General features: G+C 60.6%; 15 protein-coding genes. 4 read left to right on the top strand and 11 right to left on the bottom strand.

All coding sequences use genetic code 11. From position 1 onward, the window contains the following. The first annotated feature begins 20 nt into the window (after positions 1–20). The gene (locus OU02_RS02955; RefSeq protein WP_033488702.1) at positions 21–1,289 is read left to right on the top strand and encodes an ABC transporter permease; all 1,269 of its coding nucleotides are present in this window, start codon (positions 21–23) and stop codon (positions 1,287–1,289) included. Continuing rightward, a complete protein-coding gene (locus OU02_RS02950) occupies positions 1,276–2,577 on the top strand; it encodes an ABC transporter permease (RefSeq protein ID WP_033488701.1) in 1,302 nt (433 codons plus the stop codon). The genes OU02_RS02955 and OU02_RS02950 overlap by 14 nt, the downstream gene beginning before the upstream one ends. Before the next feature lie 82 nt (positions 2,578–2,659). On the opposite strand, the gene OU02_RS02945 is transcribed toward OU02_RS02950, so the two are convergent. Together OU02_RS02945 and OU02_RS02940 are read right to left on the bottom strand one after the other, a co-directional pair. Further along, on the bottom strand, positions 2,660–4,735 hold the full coding sequence (locus OU02_RS02945) for a GmrSD restriction endonuclease domain-containing protein (protein ID WP_033488700.1): 2,076 nt from the start codon (positions 4,733–4,735) through the stop codon (positions 2,660–2,662). After that, complete coding sequence (locus tag OU02_RS02940) at positions 4,725–5,360, bottom strand: isochorismatase family protein (RefSeq protein WP_033488699.1); 636 nt, start codon at positions 5,358–5,360, stop codon at positions 4,725–4,727. The genes OU02_RS02945 and OU02_RS02940 overlap by 11 nt, the downstream gene beginning before the upstream one ends. Before the next feature lie 254 nt (positions 5,361–5,614). Here OU02_RS02940 and OU02_RS02935 point away from each other — a divergent pair, with 254 nt between their 5' ends. Beyond that, positions 5,615–5,875, top strand: a complete 261-nt coding sequence (locus OU02_RS02935; protein WP_033488698.1) for a hypothetical protein — start codon at positions 5,615–5,617, stop codon at positions 5,873–5,875. 95 nt (positions 5,876–5,970) lie between these two features. Here the strand turns inward: OU02_RS02935 and acnA are convergent, their stop codons facing one another. The 3 genes from acnA to OU02_RS02920 form a co-directional block, all read right to left on the bottom strand. Further along, positions 5,971–8,673: an aconitate hydratase AcnA gene (gene acnA, locus OU02_RS02930; RefSeq protein WP_033488697.1), complete on the bottom strand. Its 2,703-nt coding sequence runs from the start codon at positions 8,671–8,673 to the stop codon at positions 5,971–5,973. 61 nt (positions 8,674–8,734) lie between these two features. Continuing rightward, positions 8,735–11,239, bottom strand: a complete 2,505-nt coding sequence (locus tag OU02_RS02925; RefSeq protein ID WP_051918238.1) for a cation-translocating P-type ATPase — start codon at positions 11,237–11,239, stop codon at positions 8,735–8,737. A 543-nt stretch (positions 11,240–11,782) separates the two neighbouring features. Then, on the bottom strand, positions 11,783–12,328 hold the full coding sequence (locus tag OU02_RS02920) for a hypothetical protein (RefSeq protein ID WP_033488696.1): 546 nt from the start codon (positions 12,326–12,328) through the stop codon (positions 11,783–11,785). Between the two features lie 57 nt (positions 12,329–12,385). Here OU02_RS02920 and OU02_RS02915 point away from each other — a divergent pair, with 57 nt between their 5' ends. Then, complete coding sequence (locus tag OU02_RS02915) at positions 12,386–12,637, top strand: membrane protein (protein ID WP_022858725.1); 252 nt, start codon at positions 12,386–12,388, stop codon at positions 12,635–12,637. 73 nt (positions 12,638–12,710) lie between these two features. On the opposite strand, the gene OU02_RS02910 is transcribed toward OU02_RS02915, so the two are convergent. The 6 genes from OU02_RS02910 to OU02_RS08505 form a co-directional block, all read right to left on the bottom strand. Further along, positions 12,711–13,361 (bottom strand): Crp/Fnr family transcriptional regulator, encoded by a 651-nt coding sequence (locus OU02_RS02910; protein ID WP_022858724.1) that lies wholly within the window; start codon positions 13,359–13,361, stop codon positions 12,711–12,713. 24 nt (positions 13,362–13,385) lie between these two features. Beyond that, positions 13,386–13,667 (bottom strand): hypothetical protein, encoded by a 282-nt coding sequence (locus tag OU02_RS02905; RefSeq protein WP_033488695.1) that lies wholly within the window; start codon positions 13,665–13,667, stop codon positions 13,386–13,388. Positions 13,668–13,717: 50 nt separating this feature from the next. Continuing rightward, the gene (locus OU02_RS02900) at positions 13,718–13,945 is read right to left on the bottom strand and encodes a heavy-metal-associated domain-containing protein (RefSeq protein ID WP_033488694.1); all 228 of its coding nucleotides are present in this window, start codon (positions 13,943–13,945) and stop codon (positions 13,718–13,720) included. Between the two features lie 21 nt (positions 13,946–13,966). Further along, positions 13,967–15,895, bottom strand: coding sequence for a heavy metal translocating P-type ATPase (locus OU02_RS02895; protein WP_033488693.1), 1,929 nt, complete (start codon positions 15,893–15,895; stop codon positions 13,967–13,969). Positions 15,896–16,107: 212 nt separating this feature from the next. Beyond that, positions 16,108–16,272 (bottom strand): integrase, encoded by a 165-nt coding sequence (locus tag OU02_RS09005; RefSeq protein ID WP_241434870.1) that lies wholly within the window; start codon positions 16,270–16,272, stop codon positions 16,108–16,110. Beyond that, positions 16,269–17,330: an IS3 family transposase gene (locus tag OU02_RS08505; RefSeq protein ID WP_241434869.1), complete on the bottom strand. Its 1,062-nt coding sequence runs from the start codon at positions 17,328–17,330 to the stop codon at positions 16,269–16,271. Before OU02_RS08505 ends, OU02_RS09005 begins: the two co-directional genes overlap by 4 nt. Positions 17,331–17,611: the final 281 nt, after the last annotated feature.

Here is a 17,611-nt window from a genome sequence, read left to right as displayed (position 1 = left end):
TTTCGAAGGGAGAGAAAACGATGTGGAGCACATTCCTGACCACATTGCGCATCAATCTGCGTGAAAAATCGTCGCTGTTCTGGCTGTTCTGCTTTCCGATCCTGCTCTCGACGATGTTTCTGGGCATGTTCGGCAACCTCGGCGCGACCTATGAGATCACCACGATGCGGTTCGCCGTGGTGGCGAATGATGACTATTGCAAGGCCGAAGGCGCGCAACAACTGATCGCCGCGATGCAGCGCACGCCGGTCGCGCCGCAGGCATGCGGGACGGCACCGGCCACGATGGACGTGGATGCGGGCGACACGGATCTGCGCGACCTGCTCGACGTGACAGCGGTGGATACCGTGGGCGATGCCAGCGACCTGATCAATGACGACCATGATGTGCGTGGATTCCTGACCGTGGATGGCGATGGCATGGTGCATATGACGATCAGCCGCGCGACCGTATCGAACGCGAACGATGCGATGGGATCGCCGGGGCTGCCCATCTCCCTGAGCATCCTCAACGGCGCGATAGGCATGTTCAACAGGCAGATGCTCACCGTGGCGCAGATCATGGGCGCCGATCCCGCCGTGCTGCACGACGCCGACTTTACGGCCGCCGTGCAAGAGACGCCGGACTTCACACATCAGGTGCGTCTAACGAACTTCAAGCCGGACGAAAGCGCGCGCTACTACTACGCGTTGCTCGCGATGACCGCCCTGATGGCCATGTCTTTCGCCGTGACGACCGTATGCGCCACGCAGGCGAACCTCTCCGCGCTCGGTATGCGCCGCTCGATGGCGCCACTGACCCGCTTGAGGCAGCTCATGGGAGGCTTCCTCGCGAGCTGGCTGTGCACATTCTGTTCACTGCTCGTGGCGCTGCTGTACATCCACTTCGTCTGCCGCATCTCGTTCGGCGGCCGTTGGGCGGCCACCATGCTCGCGATCGTCGTCGCGTCGTTCGCGTCGAATGCGCTCGGCACACTGCTCGGCTCGTTGCCGAAGCTGACCGCCGGAACCAAAATCGGCCTGACAACCGCCATCTCGTGCGTGCTTTCGCTCCTGAGCGGCCTGTATGGCTCCGGCGCGATGGCGTTGAGCGACTGGATCCAACGCAACGCGCCGATTGTGGCGATGATCAACCCCACCCAGCAGGTGACCAACCTGTTCTATGACATCCTCTACTACGACTCGTATACCCCATTCTTCCGGACGGTCGGCATCCTGCTGACGATGGCCGTCCTCGCGCTCGCGCTCGCGACCGTGTTCCTCAGGAGGCAGCGTTATGCACACCTTTAAAACCACACTGAAGGTCCTGCTCGCACAGAAACTCATGATCCTCATCTACGTGGTGTGGCTGTGCCTGATGATGTTCGGCCTGAGCTGGAGCATCATCTCCAATCTGGCCAAATCCGACAGCTCCGTCCACTATGAGTCCGCCAAAGCGGACGTGGCCGTGGTCAACCGCGACGCGCACGGCGGCGAACTGGCCGATGCGATGCGCGAGTTCCTCGCCAAGGACTGCGACCTCGTCGATGTTGGCACGACGAGCGAGGAACTGCAGACGGCCGTGGCCTCGAACTACGCGGACCTGATTGTGATCGTCCCCGACGGTTACACGCAGCGCCTCGCCGACGCGCTCGCCAGCGGAGGGACGGAACCGAAACTCGACGTTGTGGTGAGTTTCACCGGCGCCTATGGTTCGCTCGCCAAACTCCAGGTGGACGACTTCCTGCGGCTCACCCGCATCGAGGCCCTCGCGCAGCATACTCAGACTGGCGAGGCCGTGACCGCGGCATCGCTCAACACCGCCGCCGGCACAGTCACCACGACAATGGACGCGTCCGCCAACACCTATCCGAGCATCAGCGTGGCAAGTGACCCGCATGCCGCCACCGACAAGCAGGAATCCGCGCGCACCGCCTATGTCACCACGGCGAAAATGGGCGTGTACCCACTGCTCGCGGCGATGCTCGTGTGCACGGCGCTCGCGATGAACTCGTTCTCCGAGTCGAACGTGCGGCGCAGGCTGTACGCCTCACCACAACGCACCGGCAATCTGGTGATGCAGCAATTTGCCGCCTGCGCGCTCTTCGGCGTCATCGTCAGCCTGCTGTATTGGGTCGTGTCCATGGCGCTGCCCGTGGCCGCGGGGCTGTCTGTCAACGGCATCCCCATGCCGACGATCCTCTACTCCGGAGCCTCGCTTGTGATCTATGCATTCGTCGGGGTGGCGTGCGGCTTCATGCTCAGCATGCTTTCGGCGAACGCCGTCGCCGTCAACGCCGTCGCGAACGTGTTCGGCCTGCTCGTCATGTTCACGTCGGGCATGGCGTTCCCGATCGACATGATGCCCAACGTGATGATCATCATCGGCAAACTGCTGCCAGGCTGGTGGTTCTGCCAATCCATCGACGCGGTCAACGGCGTGGACGGCCACATCGACGTGGGCGCCTGGCTTGCCAACAACGGGCTCGTGCTGCTCTTTGGTGTGGCGTTCATCTGTCTGGGACTCGCATTCTCGAAGATACGCCGCGCACGCCCCGAACTGGCGACCCCGGGCGCGACCCAGCTCGCCGAAGCGTAAAAGGTCCGCAAACAGCCTCACATCCACGGAGGGTGGCCACCGTGTACACGGTGGCCACCCTCCGCACATTGGGTATGTGGCGTTACATCATCGCGCGGTACGCCTTCCAAATGTCACTCAGTGCGCGGCCGTCCGACTCGCGCTTCCAGACGTTGAGGCTCACGCTCGCGCCTCCCACCGCGCGCGCCGCGGCCGTCGGCGTCGCATACTCGGTGCCGTCTTCGCCAAGGAACCCAGTTTCGGCAACGGTGATGGTCCATGTCTCATGTTTGCGCGGGCGGTTCCAGACAAACCGTTCCCCCGGCTTGAGCAGGCCCGCACGCACGACCTCGGCCACGGATACACGTTTCGACGTGCGCTTGGACCGGTGGTCGGCGCCCACCGCACGCGCCTCGACCATCGCCTGCTGCTCGGCGATGATGACATCCTCATAATCGATGTGCCATGCCTGCGCGATGAGGTCGATGATCTGTTTTTGGCGCAGCTGCAGGAACTGCGGGGTGATCGTCTCCAGATCGCGCAGTGTGCGCGTCAGCGGGAACCGCTGCGAACTGACATTGTGCACGATGAGGTTGCGGCGTGCATCGAAGTCGTCGACGCCATCGAGGTACCGCGGCGCCTTCTGTGTGAGCACGAAGTTGCCGATCCGCTGCGCCCAGTAATCGCATGCGCCCGCCGGCCACGAGGCGAACTGCGAACCCGGGGAGACCCGTTCGGGGATGATCGGCACGGCGTTGAGACTGCGCGGGCGTGTGATGCGTTCGCCGGCGAGCTGTTCGTTCGCGCGGATGAGCAATAGCCGCCGCATGCCGGCGTCAATCGAAAGCTCGCCACGCAGATGCAGCATCGCAAGCCGCTGTTCGTCGCCGCTCACGCTGAATCCGGCGATCCGCTGCAGCGGCATCCCCTTGTTCAGGTCGCGCACGATCGTCGCCGCCCGGGTGCGCCGGTCCAGTTCCGACTTCCCGTTGAGGCAGTCGATGCCGGTCACGCGGTCGAGCGCCGTCAGGATCTGCACCAGACGGTCGCTGTCATGGAGCGAAACGCGGGCTCCCCCACGGCCACTGCGTGCGAACACCACGGTGTCCGGGTCGTTGAGGTTGTTGAGCGTATGCACGAGCGACCACAACGCGACCGGCTTCCAGTCATCGTAGGGGTAATCGGCGAGCCCGGCAAGCAGGTCGATGACCTCGCGCGGCAGCAGGCTTTCGCCCGGCCGGCGCAGGATCTCATCACAGATCGCGTACGGCCGCAGCACATCGTCGATGAATTCGATGCACTGCCCTTTGCGGATATACTTGTCCAACACATGGTCGGTGAAATCGACGATGAGCGACTCGCAGATCGGCGTGCGCGTGAAGATGAGGTCGAGGTCGGCGAAAAACCGCTCGATGCGCGCGTTCTCATCGCCCATCGGCTCCATGATGTCGTCCCAGTAGCGCGCGTAGACGGTGCGTGCGGCGCTCGAGATGCCCGAGACGACCTTCGCCTTGAACACGTCGGAAGGCGTGAGCGGCATCCCGCGCATGTTCATGACGTCGAAGATGCGGTAGGCCCCCGAGATGTCGTCTGTGGTGACAATGACGAACATGACATCGTTGACCAGATAGGATGCGAACTGCCGGCGCTCGTCGTCGGCCATCGACGCGAGGATGTCGTATGCGCATCGCGTATTCACCTGGATGTTGCGCTGCGCCTGTGTGGCGATGTCCGTGTCGCGCAGGTCGAACAGCGCCTCCAGGTCGCCGTGCTGCACATATTCGCGGAAGAACTCCTCGTCCTGCTCGCGCAGACGGAGCCGCGGCTCGGTCTCGATGCCGCGCAGCTTGTCCCCCGCCTCGGTGAGCAGACCCGCAAGGCTCGCGTTCAGCTGCGGATCGTCTTCAAGCGTGAGCAGCACCGAGAAGATGATGGACAGCGACACGAGCCGTTGCTGCCCATCGATCACTTGGTGCATGCCGTGCTCGTCGTGCACCAGGATGAGCGAGCCCAGGAAGTATGGCCCGTCGTGCACCGCGCACGCGTCCATGACGTCTTCGATGAGCTGCTTCATCTGCGCGTTGTGCCAACTGTACGACCGTTGGAATGCCGGTATGGCAAAGCGGTAATCGGACGTGAATACCTTGGACAGCGGTTTTTCGCTCGCACTAATCGACATACTCATCCCCCTCAACAATGGTGATTCCGGCGCGCTTCATCCGGTCGACCGCCTGCGCGCCGAGCGCTTCGCTCACCGGCACGCTCAGGTCTTCGTATACCCGCACGGTGTAGCCGCGTGACGTGGCGTCGAGCGCGGTGTCGCGCACGCAATGCGACAGTGCGATGCCCACGATGTCGACGCGCGTGACGCCCGCGCCGGTGAGCAGCGCGTCAAGCGTACGCCCCGCGGCGAGCGCCTCATCGACGTCTGCGCGCGTGGGGATGGCCTCGCCGTTGTCTTCGACGCCTTCGAACCCGGAGTAGGCGGCACTGTACTGCCCCTTCTTGATGTGGTGGGCCACGCGGAGCGCCGCGATCGCCGGATGCAGCTGCGCGCTCGGCGTGCCTGCGACACCATGCACCGGCCAGGTATCGACAAAATCCGGATGGTCCGACCAGTGGCCGCCGGGTTCGATATGCCAGTCCTGCGTCGTCGCTATGAGCGCATACCGGCCGCGGTTGCGCTCGACAAAACCACGGATGCGTTCGGCGACCGCGTTGCCGCCCTCAACGGCGAGTTCGCCGCCCTCCGTGAATGTTGGCTGTACGTCGACGATGATCAGTGCTGTGTTGTTCGTTCCCACGTGCACATTTTATAGCACGCGGCGCAATGCATGCCGCGTGCGTGCCAAACTCGTGCTACATGCCTTTCCATGCGTGGTATTCCGCGGCTTTCGCTTATCAGACATGGTGCTGGCATGTGCAGTTGGCGCAGGATCCCAGCAGCGTTGCGCTGCGCGGCGAGAGAACAGGACGCCCGACGCACGGCCCTATAATGGCGTCAGTGCTTGCCAACGATGGCATCACCCGAGGAAAGAGCAACTAAGGAGTGTGGACCATGACCGGACTATATGCGAGCCTGTTCGCCATCATCATCGTCGCCATCAGCATCTGGGTGCTGTATTACGTGATTCGTGCCGCCGTGCGCGCCGGGATCATCGACGCCGAGCGTGAAATGGGCAGGATCAAGACGCCCGTCACGAAGGACGACAAGCTGCAGGAGCAGCGCGAGGCGCTCCAGGAGGAACGTGTGCGCGCGATCGTAGCCGACGAGCAGCGCAAGCAGGCGGCGAAGGCCGCCAAGGAGCAGGGCAAGTAGGCTCAAGGCTCACAACATACCAAGAGGGAGGGCCCTTCCACACGACTGTGGATGGGCCCTCCCTCTTGCGTTTGCGCTTTGATGTGCGCGATGCGTCACTCGCTCATCAGATTGCGCAGCACGTACTGCAGGATGCCGCCATTGCGGTAATAATCGGCTTCGCCAGGCGTGTCGATGCGCACCACGGCTTCGAACTCGGTCTTCGAACCGTCCTTGTGCGTCGCCTCGACATGCACGGTCTTCGGCGTCACGCCCTGATTGAGCGCGTCGATCCCGGTGATCGAGTAGACCTCGGCGCCGTCCAGCCCGAGCGATTCCGCCGATTCACCTTCGGGGAACTGCAGCGGCAGCACACCCATGCCGATGAGGTTGGAACGGTGGATGCGCTCGAAGCTTTCGACGATGACGGCCTTGACGCCGAGCATCGCGGTGCCCTTCGCCGCCCAGTCGCGCGAGGAACCGGTGCCGTATTCCTTGCCGCCGATGACGACGAGCGGCGTGCCGTTCTCGATGTAGTCGCGCGAGGCCTCATAGATCGTCGTCGGTTTCATCGCCAGGAAGTCGTAGGTGTAGCCGCCCGGCTTGATCTCCTCACCCACCGACGCGAGCAGCATGTTGCGCAGGCGGATGTTGCCGAAGGTGCCGCGGACCATGACCTCATGGTTGCCACGGCGAGAACCATACGAGTTGAAGTTCTTCGGCTGCACGCCATGCTCCACGAGGTATTCGCCCGCAGGGCTCGTCGCCTTGAACGCGCCGGCCGGCGAGATGTGGTCGGTCGTGACCGAATCGCCCAGGAACGCGAGCACGCGGGCGTCGCGGATGTCCTCCACCGGCGCGGGCGTGGCCGTCATGCCGTCGAAGAACGTCTGCTTGCGCACATACGTCGACTCGGGATCCCATGCGAACAGCTCGCCTTCGGGAACATCAAGGCCCTTCCAGCGCGCGTCGCCTTCGAACACGGACGCGTAGTCGTTGAGGAACATCTCACGGCTCACATTGCCGCCCACCACCTGCTCGACCTCTTCGTTCGTGGGCCAGATGTCGTTGAGGAACACCGGCTTGCCTTCCGGGTCGCTGCCGAGCGGCTCCGTCTCGAAGTCGAAGTCCATCGTGCCGGCGAGCGCGTAGGCGATGACGAGCGGTGGAGAGGCGAGGTAGTTCATCTTGACGTCCGGGCTGATGCGGCCTTCGAAGTTGCGGTTGCCCGACAGCACGGCGGTCACGGTCAGATCGTTCGCATTGATCGCTTCGGAGATTTCCGGCAGCAGCGGTCCGGAGTTGCCGATGCACGTCGCGCAGCCGAAACCGACGAGCTGGTAGCCCAGACGGTCGAGGTCCTCCTGCAGGCCGGCCTGCTTGAGGTAGTCGGCGACGACCTGCGAGCCCGGCGCGAGCGATGTCTTGACCCACGGCTTGGGGCTCAGGCCCTTCGCGACGGCGTTGCGTGCGAGGAGGCCGGCCGCGATCATGACCGAGGGGTTCGAGGTGTTCGTGCACGAGGTGATGGACGCGATCGCGACATCGCCGTTCCGGATGTCGAAATCACCACGGAAGTCGGTCGAGACATGCACGGGGTTGCCGTTCGTATTCTCGGTCACATACCCCGGCAGTGTCTCTTCGAACGTCGTCTTCGCGCGGTTGAGCTCGATGCGGTCCTGCGGGCGCTTCGGACCGGCGATCGACGGCACGACCGTCGACAGATCCAGCTCGAGGTATTCGGAGTACTGCGGCTCCACATACTGCGGGTCGTTGACGTCGTGCCACAGCTTGTTCGCCTTCGCATACGCCTCGACGAGCGCCACCTGCTCTTCGGAACGGCCCGTCAAGCGCAGGTAGTCGAGCGTGACGCCGTCAATCGGGAAGATGCCGCACGTCGAGCCGAACTCCGGGCTCATGTTGCCGATCGTCGCGCGGTTGGCGAGCGGGACGGATGCGATGCCCTCGCCGTAGAACTCCACGAACTTGCCCACCACGCCGTGCTGGCGCAGCATGTCGGTAATCGTGAGCACCACGTCGGTCGCGGTCACGCCTTCGGGGATCGACCCCTTGAGCTTGAAGCCGACGACGCGCGGCACGAGCATCGAAATCGGCTGGCCAAGCATGGCGGCCTCGGCCTCGATGCCGCCGACGCCCCAGCCAAGCACACCGAGGCCGTTGACGGTCGTGGTGTGCGAGTCGGTGCCGACGCACGAATCGAGGTACGCGAGCGTCTTGCCATCGCCGGCGACCTTGCGCATGACGACCTGGGCGAGGTATTCGATGTTGACCTGATGGATGATGCCGGTTCCCGGCGGCACCACGCGGAAGTTCTCAAAGGCCTGCTGCCCCCAGCGCAGGAACTGGTAGCGCTCGCCATTGCGCTCGTATTCGATGTCCATGTTGATCTGCACGGCGTCGTCCACACCGTAGGCGTCAATCTGCACCGAGTGGTCGATAATCATGTCGGACTGCACCTGCGGATTGATCACTTCGGGGTTGCCGCCGAGCTCCTTGACGGCGTCGCGCATCGTGGCCAGGTCAACGACGCACGGCACGCCAGTGAAGTCCTGCATGACGACTCGCGACGGCGTGAACTGGATTTCGTGGCTTGGATCCGCTGCGGGGTCCCAATCGAGCAGCGCCTTCACGTGCTCGTCGGTGATATTGGCGCCGTCCTCGTTGCGCACAAGGTTCTCGACGAGCACCTTGAGTGAGTAAGGAAGGTGGTCAATGCCCTCAAGGTCGGCGATGCGGTAGTAGTCGTACGACTGCTCCCCGACATTGAGGACGTCCAGCTGGTCGTCGCGCATGGACATGGGTTTCCTCCGAACGTGTTGTGGAACTGGTGATTGGCTCACACGATACCGTGTGGATGTTTCAGCGCTTCGAGATGCGCTTGTATTGTGAGATGATCGAACGCATGGCCTTGGGCAGGAACTTGGGGAACAGCCACACACTGAGCGCGAACAGCAGCGTCGCGATGACGATCTGCACGCCGAGCGCGAGCAATCCCTTGCCGCCGGGCAGCTGGAACGCGAAGAAATGCGCGACGAACGGTATGAACATGCCAATCACGCCCGCGGCCGCGAACGCCGCGACGAGCCAGCCGCGCCACGAATTGAGCGGTGTCGCGACGCGCGCGAGCACATAGATGCCCATCACGAAGAGCACCGTGGCGCACATCGACCGCCACAGCAGCTGGTCGTGCGCCGTGCCGTCGACGTTCCACCCCATGAGCTTCGGCACAAACCAGGCGGACAGCAGCACCGAAAGCGCCGTCGCGATGCCGCACGGCAGCGAGAACGCGAAGACGCGGCGCAGGAATCCGGGAATGTACCGGCGCGTGTTCGGTGCGAGCGCGAGCAGGAACGCCGGGGCGCCGATCGTCAGTGCGCCGATGTAGCTGATGTGCCTCGGCAGGTACGGGAACGGGATCATGCTGAGCACGACGCCGAACGAGATGAGCGCCGAATAGACGGTCTTCGTCAGGAACAGACTCGCGACACGCTCCATGTTCGCCATGACCTGCCGTCCGCGCGCAACGACATCGGGCAGATGCGAGAATTTCGAATCGACGAGCACAACTTCGGCCACGGCTTTCGTCGCCGGCGCGGCATTGCCCATCGCGATGCCCAGATCGGCCTCTTTGATCGCGAGCGCGTCGTTGACGCCGTCGCCGGTCATCGCCACGACGTGCTGCTGCGTGTGCAGCGCCTGCACGATCGCCTTCTTCTGTTCGGGCAGCACGCGGCCGAGCACGTCGACGTTCTCGAGCACGCGCGCGAGTTCGTCCACGTCCGCTGGCAGTTCGCGCGCGTCCATCGCGACCGGCTTGCGGTCGCCGGTGAGCTTGACTTTGCTGGCGATCGCGCCGACCGTGACCGGGTTGTCGCCGGAGATGACGCGGCAGCGCACGCCCTGTTCGCGGAACCATGCGAGCGTCGGCTCGGCGTCGTCACGGATATGCTCCGAACACAGCACAATCGCGACGGGCTGCGCGGTCCCTTCGAGTTTTGGGTCGGTTTCGAAATCAGCGGGAACCGCGCCGGCGGCGTGCGCAATGAGCAGCACACGCATGCCGTTGTTCGCGTAGTCGTTGACTTGGGCGAGCACATCCGGGTATTGGTTCGCGAATCCGGCGAGCAGCACTTCCGGTGCGCCCATGTACCATACGCCGCCGCCGTGGAACGCGATCGCGCTCCATTTGCGCGCGCTCGAGAACGGCACGCGTTCGAGCTGCGCGCTGCCGGTGAAGCCCTGCTTGCCAAGCCCGGCGAGCACGGCACGGCCGGTGCCGTTCGGGCTTTCCTCGTTCGCCAGATCGTAGAGCGCCTGCATCGACTGCCGCTTGTCGGCGCAGGCGGGCAGGGCGATGAAGTCATCGTAGACGATGCCGCCGTCGGTGATTGTGCCGGTCTTGTCGAGATTGAGGCAGTCGACGCGTGCAAGCGTCTCCACCGAGTCGAGGTCCTGGACGAGCGTGTTCTTGCGCGCGAGCCTGATCGCGGCAAGCGCGAAGTTGAGCGAGGTGAGCAGCACAAGTCCTTCCGGCACCATGCCCACGACGCCGGCCACCGACGAGACGACCGCGTGGCGCCATGCGCCGCTCGAGATCGCCGCGGACCAGCCGCCGACGGTCCTTATCTGCGTGATGATGAGCAGGATGCACAACGGCACCACAAGGAACGTCATGAACTTGAGGATCGTGTTGATGCCCTTGTTGAGGTCGGAGACGTTCTTCTTGTAGACCTTCGCCTGCGCGGTGAGCGTGGCCGCGTAACTGTGCGCGCCTACCGCGGTCACATGCACGAGCGCCATGCCGGATACGGCTGTCGAACCGGAATAGACAGTGTCGCCTTCGTTCTTGCGCACAGTGCGCGATTCGCCGGTGATCATCGACTCGTCAAGTTCAAGCCCCCATGTCTGCACGATCGTGGCGTCCGCGGGCACCTGCTCCCCCGAGCGCAGCCACATGAGGTCCCCGAGCACGATATCATTGTGCGAGACGTCCACATCCTTGCCGTCACGGCGCACGAGGTAATCCGATGCGACGAGGATCGATAGTTTGTCGAGCGTGTGCTTCGCGCGCAGCTCGGTGACGATGCCGATGCCCGTGTTGATGATGATGACGAGCCCGAAGACGGCGTCTTTCCACGATCCGGCGATCAGTACCATGACCATCGCCGTGAGGATGATGCCGTTGAACAGGGTGAACACGTTCGCGCGCACGATGTCGGCGAGCGAGCGCGACGTCGACGATTTGACGGCGTTCGTCTGTCCGCGTTCGATGCGGTCCTCGACTTGCGCCGCCGTCAATCCCCGTTCGGACACATCCGGCATCTTCGGTTGCACGGTCGTTGCCGCATTCGTCGTTTCGCTCATGCGCGCCAGTCTACTCGACCGTGTGCACCCGCCGTTGTATGCTCCGCCAGCCAGTGGCTGCGCTCACTTCGTGAAGACGGCGACCGTCTCCACATGGCTTGAAACAAGCACCTGAATGTCTACATTTTCCGTCCGTACGCGGGAACTGCCCAAAGCCGAAAATCGGCGTTTTTACAGGTGCTCTCCGTTTGCGGAAACTTGTCCATGCGCTTTCTCTACCATATTTATACGGCAGGCAGGAGGGAGGCCACCGTCTCGACCTGCTCCATTGCAGCTGGCTACTTCATCATTACGGTCTCAACCCTGTCTGCCGCTAACTTGGTCGGTATCTTGGTCGCTTATCTTGGTCGGTCACCGATCAAGTCGTTTCTTCTTGAACCGGTTCCGTCATGACTCCAATGTCCGGTTTTCTATTTGAATGTCCGGTTTTGCTTTTCAATGTCCGGTTTTCTACCGTCGCAGATTCTCGACTGGCATTCTGCTACTGGCTCCGCGACACCTCCAATCTGCAATCGTTAAAAAGTATGGCCACCGATGAAAGATTTAATCGGCGCTGTCGGTGTATCCGAAATGGTCTCTGACCTTCTGATGCGTCGTCTTGTCATTAAGCATGTAGGCTACAAGCGAGACTGTCGTCATTCCTTTCTCCCAGTAGCCGTCATTAATATCCGTCACATATTTCTTCCATGCAACTTCGATAAATACTTCCTTGTTGGGATCAAGTTTCTCCTTGGATTCCTCGGATTTCCACGGCGCGTCTGCTACAGGAGTTGAAGCGCCGTCGACCATCACTTTGAAGTTCTTCATCGGCACAGCGGTTGATGTGCATTCGCCAATACCTACAAAGCCATATCCAGCGATATGGCAATAAACCGTATCTCCGACCTGAACGTTATAAATAGATTTCCCGCTGCCGCCAAGGTTCGCAGACAGGAATCCGTATTCCAGAGCGTCTGGCCAGCTTCTTTCTGCATAGCCGACTGTAAATTCACGGCCCTTCTCGTTCTTGAAGAAGTCCTTCTCATCGTCATCGGCCCATCCACCAACGATTTCCTTAATGGCGTCTGGATTCCAGATGTCACTTGCCATTCTCAGATAGATCTCAGCCCGGTCTGCGATGCTTTGCTTACTGAAGTCAGGAATCGCATGAAAGCCATGCTTGTCGGCCGGATTGCCAGCATCATGTCAATTCTGATGTACGTCTCATATATTCCGCTGATCATCAACAACTTGCACGGCCAATATGGCAATCCCATACAGCCGCTGGTTGCCTCCATCGACAGCTCCTTTTGGTGCAGCTACGCCCTTTTGCAGAAGTACAAGGACTGGCCGGTCTTTATTGCCAATGTCCCTGGCATTATCTTCGGCCTGATCACTTTTGTAACTGCCTTGCACTAAGCCGTCTTCATCTTTCTTTTTCGATAGTAAAAAATCTCCTCCTAGTAATCTAGAGGGAGATTTTTCTTGTCTATTACAAGTCCAGCAGGCCATCTTCATCAAGGATTTTCACCTGCTTGCCTGTCCTTTTCAGATAGCCCATTTTTTCGAGGAGTTTGAATTTGCGGGAGAGGGTTTCGGGAGTAGTTCCCAAGTAGAAGGCGATATCTTTCATCTTCATGGACAGCTGGACCTGGTCGCTTCCAGCCACTTTAGCCAAGTCGAGCAGGTAGCTGGCCAGCCTTTCTTCGACCCGCTCCATGGCCAGGAACTGGGTCTGTCTTTCCGTGGCCAGCAGCTTCTGGGTGCTGAGTTCCAGCAGTTTGAGGGAGAGCTGGGGATTTCCTAGGAGGACCCGGTTGAAGTCGGCCTTGCCCAAGCTGCAGATTTCCGTATTCTCCATGGCCTCACCGAAGAAGCTGTCGTTTTCCAGGCCAAAAAGCTGCTTTTCCCCTTCATAGTCACCCGGCTGGGCAACCCGGAGCAGCTGCTCGCGGCCGCTGGCGGACAGCTGGTAAACCTTCATGCTTCCCCGGGCCACGATCTGCAGCTTTTCATCCCCTGGCTGAAAAATCGTCTCACCCTTTTGATAGCGCCGGTGGATGGCCAGGGAATTGATCTTAAGCTGGTCTTTTCCTGGCAGGTCCATGAATAAGGGAACAAGGCTGACACATATATGCTGCATTTTGCCCTCCTCTGCTGGTAAAAATTAGCCCTGGACCAAGTGGTCGAATTCTTCCAGGGTCTGATAGGTCTTAGTCATCGCCCCGCAGGCGTCGGCCGGAATGGCGTAATCCGCGGTCAAGGACCGCAGCCTGCTGAAGTCGGCAGTCAAGTCTTCCTGGCCGGCCTTCACTTTCTTTTGGATGTCTTCATAAACCTTGCGGACTTCAAAGACTTCCGGGTGGTGGGCGCCGTGGGCCTTGGTAATTGCCTTCGTATATAAGTCTAACATTTCATCGTTCTTGGTAAAAAATTCCTTGATCATCATTTTTCTCCTTTTTTCTTGATTAGTCGTTTTTCTTGTTTTTGCTTTTTCTCTTATTTAGCGCTGGCCTTCAAGACGTCATAGCCGATATTCTTCACGGATTGAGCAATCGTGTCCAAATTGGTTTTTTCCGGGTCGAAGTTGGCCTTGGCCTTGCTTGCGTTGAAGAGGACCTTAACGCTGGTCTTTTCAACCCCGTCGACATTGGCGATGGCCCCCGCGATCTTCTGCATGCAGGTCGGGCAGGCTAATGTTTCAAGTTGTAAAATTGCTTTTTGCATGATTTCTTGTCCTTTCTTTTTCTATTGGATACTTTCGATGCCCTTAGTATACGGGCCTGCTGCTTGCGAAAAATTGTTTTCTATCAACTTTCGCGATTTTTGCAATTTTGACCGGTAGGCCAGAAGGCGCATGGCGTTTAAGATTACAATCAGGATACTGCCTTCGTGAACAAACATCCCGATGGCCATGTTCATCCATGAGCTGGCTAACACGCTGACCAGCAGGACGGCTACGACAGCCAGGGCGATGGTGATGTTCTCAATCATGTTCCGCCGGGTGGCCTTAGCCAGGGCCAGGGCCCGCGGAATCCGGTCAAAGCTGCCGTTCATGAGGACCACGTTTGAAGTCTCAATTGCCACGTCAGTCCCGCTGCCCATGGCAATCCCGATGTCTGCCCGGGCCAGTGACGGACTGTCGTTGATCCCGTCGCCGACAAAGGCCACGATTTCACCGGCCGCCTGCCGCTTTTTGACAAATTCGGCCTTGTCTTCTGGCAAAAGCTGGCCATATGCCTCAGTGAGGCCCAGTTCTTCCGCTACCAGGTCAACCGTCTTCTGGTTGTCACCGGACAAGAGGAGCAGGTTCTTGACGCCCAGCTTCTTTAAAGCAGCCAGGTCTTCCTTGACCCCGGCCCGGATCTCATCCTTTAAGCCTAAAGCAAGTTCCAGCTGCCCGTTAACGGCCACCAGAACCAGGGAATTACCAGCACTCGCCAGCTCTTCCATGTCCCTTTCCATTTGTTTTGCGACTGGGACATGGTACTGGTCAAGCAGGTAGTGGTTGCCGACCAGGACCTGCTGGCCAGCTACTTGAGCAACGATCCCGCCGCCCTGGAGGACCTGGGAAGCTTCAACTTCTTTAGCTTCCAGGTCTTCATAGTAGCCAGTGATGGCTTTCGCCAAAGGGTGGGCAGATTCTTTTTCCACGCTAACCAAAAGCTGTTCAGCCAGCTGGCCCTGGCCGTACTTTTTCACCTGGCTGACCCGGGGGTCGCCGTAAGTCAAGGTCCCGGTCTTGTCGAACATGATCGTGTCGACCTTGCTGAACTTGGTGATGACTTCACTGCCTTTAAAAAGGATCCCCTGCTTGGCCCCATTGCCGATTCCGGCCACGTTGGAGACCGGAACCCCGATAACCAAGGCACCCGGGCAGCCGAGAACCAGGATGGTTACAGCCAGTTCCAGGTCTTGGCTGATGAGGCCAACAATAATGGCCAGGAGCAGGACGACTGGGGTGTAGTACTTGGAGAAGCGGTCAATTAGACGCTCAGCCTGGGACTTGGAGTCCTGGGCTTCTTCGACCAGTTCGATGATCTTGCCAAAAGTCGTCTCATCCCCGACTTTTTCCGCCTCGATCCGGATGGTCCCGTTTTCCAAAATAGTACCGGCATAGACCGGGTCGCCGGGCTTTTTGTCTAAAGGCATGGATTCACCGGTAATGCTGGCTTCGTTGGCCGTCCCGGAACCGGAGACGACTTCCCCGTCAACCGGGATCTTGCCGCCGGTCTTGACCAAAACGATGTCCCCTTCGTCCAGGTCGTCTAAGTCAACTTCTTCAAAGTCGCCGTCTGCCGTCTGCCGGAGGGCGGTTTCTGGCACCATCTCCACCAGTTCCTTGATGGCTGACCGGGTCTTGGCCAGGGTCTTTTGTTCAAGGTAAGCCCCAAACAAGAAGAGGAAGGCCACGATGGCGGATTCTTCGAATTCCTGGATGACGAAGGCACCTAAGATGGCCAGGGTCACCAGCAAGTCGATACTGATGACTTTGACTTTCAGGGCCTGCCAAGCGGATGCGGCGATCGGGAAGCCGCCGATGAGGGAGGCGGCCAGGAGCAGGCCGGACTCTGCTGCTTCACTTTTAAATAACCATTTTGCGGCAAAGGCCAGGACGATTAAGATGCCCGTAGCGGCCGTCAGCCGGTTGCGATTTTTCATTAACCATTTTTGCATTGATCTTTTGACCTCCTTGCTTTGATGCTTTTAACATACCGAGAAAGCAGAATTCCTCCATTGATTTCTATCAAGATCGGGATTTTTGCAAAAATTTTTTTTACGAAAAAAGCCATCCAGGGGAATTTGATCCTCTGAATGGCTTAGTTTTAGTCGACGCGGTTGATTGGGGGTGGTGCATAAATCTTGGACTGCGTTGTCGCTGTTCTTGATTATGCCATGAACCCTAGTGCTTGTCGGTGTCGGCGGATGCTCATGCCGTATTCGGTCTTGATGCGTTCGTCGCGATACCAGACCAGATAGGCTTCCAGGGCGTCGATGAATTCGTCGATGCTGTCGTCCTGATGGTTCTGGTTGTAGTAGAACTCCTGCTTCAATCGGCCGAAGAAGCCCTCGGCGGCGGCGTTGTCCGGCGAGCAGCCTTGGCGCTCATGGAACGCGTCAGCCCGTGGCGTTCGCAGATGCGGATCCATCCGGGCCAGCGGTAATGACAGCCCCGGTCCGAGTGGATGACGGGATGCTCGCCGTCCTTGAGGGTGGCGCATGCCTGCTCGAGCATGGTGTCGGCCAGTTCGGCCGTCGGGCTGGTGCCGATGCTCCATGCCACGGGCATGCCGTCGTAGCAGTCGATGACCGGGCTGAGGTATATCTTTCCTTCGCCGATGCGGAACTCGGTGATGTCGGTGACCCACAGCCGGTTGGGCGCTTTGGCGTGGAAACGGCGATTGACAAGGTTGGCGGGCGCCGGGCTGTGCTCGCCCGAATAGGAGTTGTAGCGCCTGCGACTCCGTAGCTTGGGGGCGATGCCGTGCCGGGTCATGAGCTTCATGACGCGCCGGGCGCACACGCGTATGCCCTGGTCGCGCAGCATGCGCCATATACGCCGGTATCCGTATCGTTCCAGGCTTTGCTCGAACGCCCGCCGGACGGGATCGAGCAGCCACTCGTCCCGCTCGGGCCGGCCCAGACGCTTCCTGTTGTCGTAGAATGTGCTGCGCGACAGGCCGCACCTTCCCAGCAGGTCGCGTGGCTTCATGGCGAACCTGTCGGCCAGATGCAATACCAGACGGGTCCTCCCGGCGTTGGTCAGGTTGTCGGGGTCTGCGCCCCGCCCTTTTCCCAACAGCTCCTTCGTGTAGCGGATGATCTCCAGCTCGATCTCCAGCTCGTCGCGCTCGGCGCGCATCCGCGTCAGCTGCGAACGTATCTCGTCGCGTTCCCGCCGCATGTCCTCAAGGGATCTGCCACCGTCATCGCGGTGCCGGTCCTCGCGGGACTTCGGCGTTCCGCCCTTGTCCGCGTCGTCGCCCATCGCACGCTCCTTGTCGTCGCCCGCAAGCATCTTGTGCTTCCGGTTTCGCACGACATCGGCACTGACCCCCAGCTCCTCGCCGACCTGCCGACTCGTCCTGGAGCCCGAGGCATATTCGACCACCGCCTTGCGACGCGTCCTCGCATCCACGGGAGCCCGCCTGATCCGGCCGTTGGCCCGGCTCCAGCTCGTCGACCCAGCGCGCCAACAGCGCCTTGCACGGATAGCCCAGCGCGCGGATCGTGCGCGCCGCGCACCTCCCGTGCCGCAGGTAATGATCGACCGCCGCGCGTTTCTGCCCGGGCGTGTAGCGTTCCCCGCGCCCGTCACCAAGCGAGCCGCCGTCGTCGCGGCCGGCCTCGACCCATGCCCGATGCCAGCGCACCAGCATCTGCCGGGACGGA

This window comes from Bifidobacterium pseudolongum subsp. pseudolongum DSM 20099 (genome assembly GCF_000771225.1).
In the GTDB taxonomy this organism is placed as follows: domain Bacteria; phylum Actinomycetota; class Actinomycetes; order Actinomycetales; family Bifidobacteriaceae; genus Bifidobacterium; species Bifidobacterium pseudolongum.
The sequence above is the reverse complement of the archived record's forward strand: the minus strand, read 5'-3'. Positions and strand labels throughout refer to the sequence as shown.

What these genes read in the sequence shown, in the direction of transcription:
- OU02_RS02895 (WP_033488693.1), bottom strand. Translation starts at nt 15,895, where the DNA reads ATGCAAAAATGGTTAATGAAAAATCGCAACCGGCTGACGGCCGCTACG.
- OU02_RS02945 (WP_033488700.1), bottom strand. Translation starts at nt 4,735, where the DNA reads ATGTCGATTAGTGCGAGCGAAAAACCGCTGTCCAAGGTATTCACGTCC.
- OU02_RS02925 (WP_051918238.1), bottom strand. Translation starts at nt 11,239, where the DNA reads ATGAGCGAAACGACGAATGCGGCAACGACCGTGCAACCGAAGATGCCG.
- OU02_RS02915 (WP_022858725.1), top strand. Translation starts at nt 12,386, where the DNA reads ATGAAAGCCATGCTTGTCGGCCGGATTGCCAGCATCATGTCAATTCTG.
- OU02_RS02910 (WP_022858724.1), bottom strand. Translation starts at nt 13,361, where the DNA reads ATGCAGCATATATGTGTCAGCCTTGTTCCCTTATTCATGGACCTGCCA.
- OU02_RS02950 (WP_033488701.1), top strand. Translation starts at nt 1,276, where the DNA reads ATGCACACCTTTAAAACCACACTGAAGGTCCTGCTCGCACAGAAACTC.
- OU02_RS02920 (WP_033488696.1), bottom strand. Translation starts at nt 12,328, where the DNA reads ATGGCAAGTGACATCTGGAATCCAGACGCCATTAAGGAAATCGTTGGT.
- acnA (WP_033488697.1), bottom strand. Translation starts at nt 8,673, where the DNA reads ATGTCCATGCGCGACGACCAGCTGGACGTCCTCAATGTCGGGGAGCAG.
- OU02_RS02900 (WP_033488694.1), bottom strand. Translation starts at nt 13,945, where the DNA reads ATGCAAAAAGCAATTTTACAACTTGAAACATTAGCCTGCCCGACCTGC.
- OU02_RS02935 (WP_033488698.1), top strand. Translation starts at nt 5,615, where the DNA reads ATGACCGGACTATATGCGAGCCTGTTCGCCATCATCATCGTCGCCATC.
- OU02_RS02905 (WP_033488695.1), bottom strand. Translation starts at nt 13,667, where the DNA reads ATGATGATCAAGGAATTTTTTACCAAGAACGATGAAATGTTAGACTTA.
- OU02_RS02955 (WP_033488702.1), top strand. Translation starts at nt 21, where the DNA reads ATGTGGAGCACATTCCTGACCACATTGCGCATCAATCTGCGTGAAAAA.